Source organism: Streptomyces boncukensis (assembly GCF_011045075.1).
Lineage (GTDB): Bacteria > Actinomycetota > Actinomycetes > Streptomycetales > Streptomycetaceae > Streptomyces > Streptomyces boncukensis.
Genome location: NZ_JAAKZZ010000718.1, coordinates 1 through 2,949 on the forward strand (window position 1 = coordinate 1; position 2,949 = coordinate 2,949).

At 75.0% G+C, this 2,949-nt stretch carries 3 protein-coding genes; 2 read left to right on the top strand and 1 reads right to left on the bottom strand.

Annotated elements, in window-relative coordinates; translation table 11 throughout:
• Positions 1-109 precede the first annotated feature (109 nt).
• A complete protein-coding gene (locus tag G5C65_RS34710) occupies positions 110-799 on the bottom strand; it encodes a class I SAM-dependent methyltransferase (RefSeq protein ID WP_165303042.1) in 690 nt (229 codons plus the stop codon).
• Between the two features lie 115 nt (positions 800-914).
• Here G5C65_RS34710 and G5C65_RS34715 point away from each other — a divergent pair, with 115 nt between their 5' ends.
• Both G5C65_RS34715 and G5C65_RS38745 read left to right on the top strand, forming a co-directional pair.
• Positions 915-2,039 carry a radical SAM protein gene (locus G5C65_RS34715; protein WP_165303043.1) on the top strand — a complete coding sequence of 375 codons (1,125 nt, stop codon included), beginning with the start codon at positions 915-917 and terminating at the stop codon, positions 2,037-2,039.
• A gap of 1 nt (position 2,040) precedes the next feature.
• Positions 2,041-2,946, top strand: a complete 906-nt coding sequence (locus G5C65_RS38745) for an Rv1678 family membrane protein (protein ID WP_420903393.1) — start codon at positions 2,041-2,043, stop codon at positions 2,944-2,946.
• Positions 2,947-2,949: the final 3 nt, after the last annotated feature.

Genomic DNA, 2,949 nt, shown 5'->3' on the forward strand with positions numbered 1-2,949 from the left:
GCGGGGGGGATTGCGGGGCCCGACGGTAACCGTGTTCTGCGCCCGCGCCGATCCCGTCGGCCACCACCCGAAAATTTCGGCCCCGCGTTCGGGGCGGTCCTTCCCCGGATCAACCCGCCCGGCGCCGCATCAGCACAGCCGTGAACTGCTGCGCCGCGCCCCACGGCGTACGGTGCTCCTCGCCCGCGGTGTCGACCAGCTCGAAGCCGGGGAACTCGGCGGCGAGTTCGGCGTGGGTGTAGCGCACGATGGGCAGCCCGCTGCACGTGGTCGGCCCGTCCGGGCCGAACGTCGCCACGACGAGCCGGCCGTCCGGCCGCAGATGGCGCTCCAGCGAGGCGCGGTAGTCGTCCCGTTCGCCGGGCTCGGTCAGGAAGTGGTAGACGGCGCGGTCGTGCCAGAGGGCGTAGTCGCGTCCGAGGTGCAGGTCGAGGACGTCGGCCGGGGTGAGGGTGACGCCCTCGCCCGCGTCCCCGAGCCGCTCGCGCACGGTCCGCAGGGCGGTGACCGAGAGGTCCACGGCGGTCAGATCGCGGTGGCCGCGCTCGACGAGGTGGTCCACGAGCGTCGACCAGCCGGCGCCCACATCGATGATCGGCTCCTCGCGGCCGAGGCCGGTGCTGTCGACCAGGCCCAGGGAGAGCCCGGGGACCGACTGCCACCAGGAGACCCCGTCCACGTCCTTGCCGTGGTGGACGCCCTCCCAGAACGCCGACCGGGACCCGGCGTCCGCGGGACGCGCGCTGCCGGCGCCGCCGTCGGTACCGCCACTGACCTCGCTGCCGTGGTCGTCGATCATGGCGGGGACGATAGTCCGAATGGAGCGCGGATAATAGCACCCGAAGGTGGCGTCACACTTCCGTAAGGGCGGTTCGGCTGCCCACGGGGGCCGCGCGCCGCTAGGTTGAGGCGCCATGGCCGACCCGACACACGCCGACCCGGCGCACACCCCGCTGGGCGCCGTCGAGGCGCTGGTCGACGGGGGCGACATGGACTGCGGCAGCGGTCTGCTCCTGCTGATCACCCGCGCGATGCGGCGGCTTGAGGCCGGGCAGCTCCTCGGGGTGCGCAGCGCGGAGGTCAGCGTGGTCACCGATCTGCCCGCCTGGGCGGAGCTGACCGGGCACGGCGTCGCCCGCGAAGTCGCCGAGTCGGCCGAGGGGCCCTGGTGGTTCGCGGTGCGCAAGGCGGGCCGGTCCCCCGGCGCCGAAGCCGCCGGCACAACCGACGCAGCGGACAGCGTCTTCTCCCGGGGCGAGCGGACGACGGTGGGCCACCGGCTGTGGATCTACACCAACTTCGACTGCAACCTCGCCTGCGCCTACTGCTGCGCCGCGTCCTCGCCGAAGGCCGCGGCCCGGCGCTTCGGCCCGGAGCTGGCCTCCGCCGCGTGCGGGGAGTTCCTGGCCCAGGGCGGCCGGGAGGTGCTCTTCACCGGCGGCGAGCCCTTCCTCCACCCCGACCTGGGCGGCCTGGTCGCGGCGGCGGCCGGGCTGGAGCGCACCGTCCTCACCAACGCCATGGTCTTCGCGCGCGGCAACCGCCGCAGGACGCTGGAGGAGCTGGACCGGGACGTCGTCCTCCAGATCAGCCTGGACTCGGCCACCCCCGAGCTGCACGACCGGCACCGGGGCGCGGGGTCGTGGACCCGGGCGCTCGGCGGCATCGAGCTGGCCCGTTCGCTCGGGTTCCGGGTGCGGGTCGCCGCCACGCTGTACGACGAGGACCCGCGGGGCGCCGACGCGCTGCACCGGCGGCTGACGGACGCGGGGATCGCCGAGGCGGACCGGATCGTCCGTCCGGTCGCCCACGAGGGCTTCGCCGAACAGGGCATGCACGTCTCCCTCGACAGCCTGGAGCCGGAGCCGACCCTCACAGCGGACGGCGCCTGGTGGCACCCGGTGGCGGTCACCAACCCGCATCTGCGGATCGCCGGATCCCCGCTGCCGCTCGCCGAGGTCTTCGGCGTCGTACGGGACACCCTCGCCGTCCAGGACGCCGCCACCCGATCGGGACGCGAGGTGTTCCGCTGTGCCTGAGATGGTGCGTGAGACGACGCGTACGTCCGCCCGCTGGCTCCTGGCGCCCGCAGCCGACGACGTCCCGCGCCCGCAGGCCGCAGGCGCCGCCCTGCTGCGCGTCCTGCTCGGCGCGATGTGGCTCTACAACGTGGCGTGGAAGAGGCCCCCGGACTTCGGCGAGGACACCGACAAGGGGCTGTTCCACTTCACGTCGTTCGCCGTGAGCGACCCGGTGTTCCCGCCGTACAGCTGGGTCGTGGAGCACGGCGTCCTGCCCCGTATCGAGGTCTTCGGCTGGGCGGTGCTGCTCGTCGAGACCGCGCTGGCGGTGCTGCTGCTGACCGGCGCCTGGGTGCGGCTGGCGGGGCTGCTCGGGGTGGCCCAGTCGCTGGCCATCGGCCTGTCGGTGGCCTACGCGCCGCACGAGTGGCCCTGGGCCTACTGGCTGATGGCCGGGGCCCATGTGGCGATCCTGTTCTCCTCGGCCGGACGGGTGTTCGCCGTCGACGCGGTGCGGTCCCGCGCGGCGTCCGCGCGGATCCTCGGGCTGGTGTGGGGCGCGGTCGCGGTGGTCGCCGGTGCCGTCACGGTGGGGTACACGGCCGGGGACGACGTGCTCGAAGCGCGGGGCCACCGCCTGGGGTCCACCGACCCGTCGTTCGACCTGGGCACGTACAACCTCGTCGGCGGCCTGGTGCTGCTCGCGGCGGGCGCGCTGCTGCTGGCGGCGGCCCGCGGCCGGCCCGCCGCAGCGGGCTGGGGCACGGCGGGGCTCGGCCTGGCGGCGGCCGTGTCGCTGTTCGCCCAGATCGGGTTCACCGACCCGCTGCTGGGCGGCACCGCGACGTCGGCGGCCTTCCTGCTGTCACTCGCCGCGGTCGGCGCGGCGGTCGGCGCGGCGGGCCGGTCCGCTCCCCGCCCCTGACGC

Coding starts and splice junctions, on each gene's coding strand:
- G5C65_RS34710 (WP_165303042.1), bottom strand. CDS start 799: ATGATCGACGACCACGGCAGCGAGGTCAGTGGCGGTACCGACGGCGGC.
- G5C65_RS34715 (WP_165303043.1), top strand. CDS start 915: ATGGCCGACCCGACACACGCCGACCCGGCGCACACCCCGCTGGGCGCC.
- G5C65_RS38745 (WP_420903393.1), top strand. CDS start 2,041: ATGGTGCGTGAGACGACGCGTACGTCCGCCCGCTGGCTCCTGGCGCCC.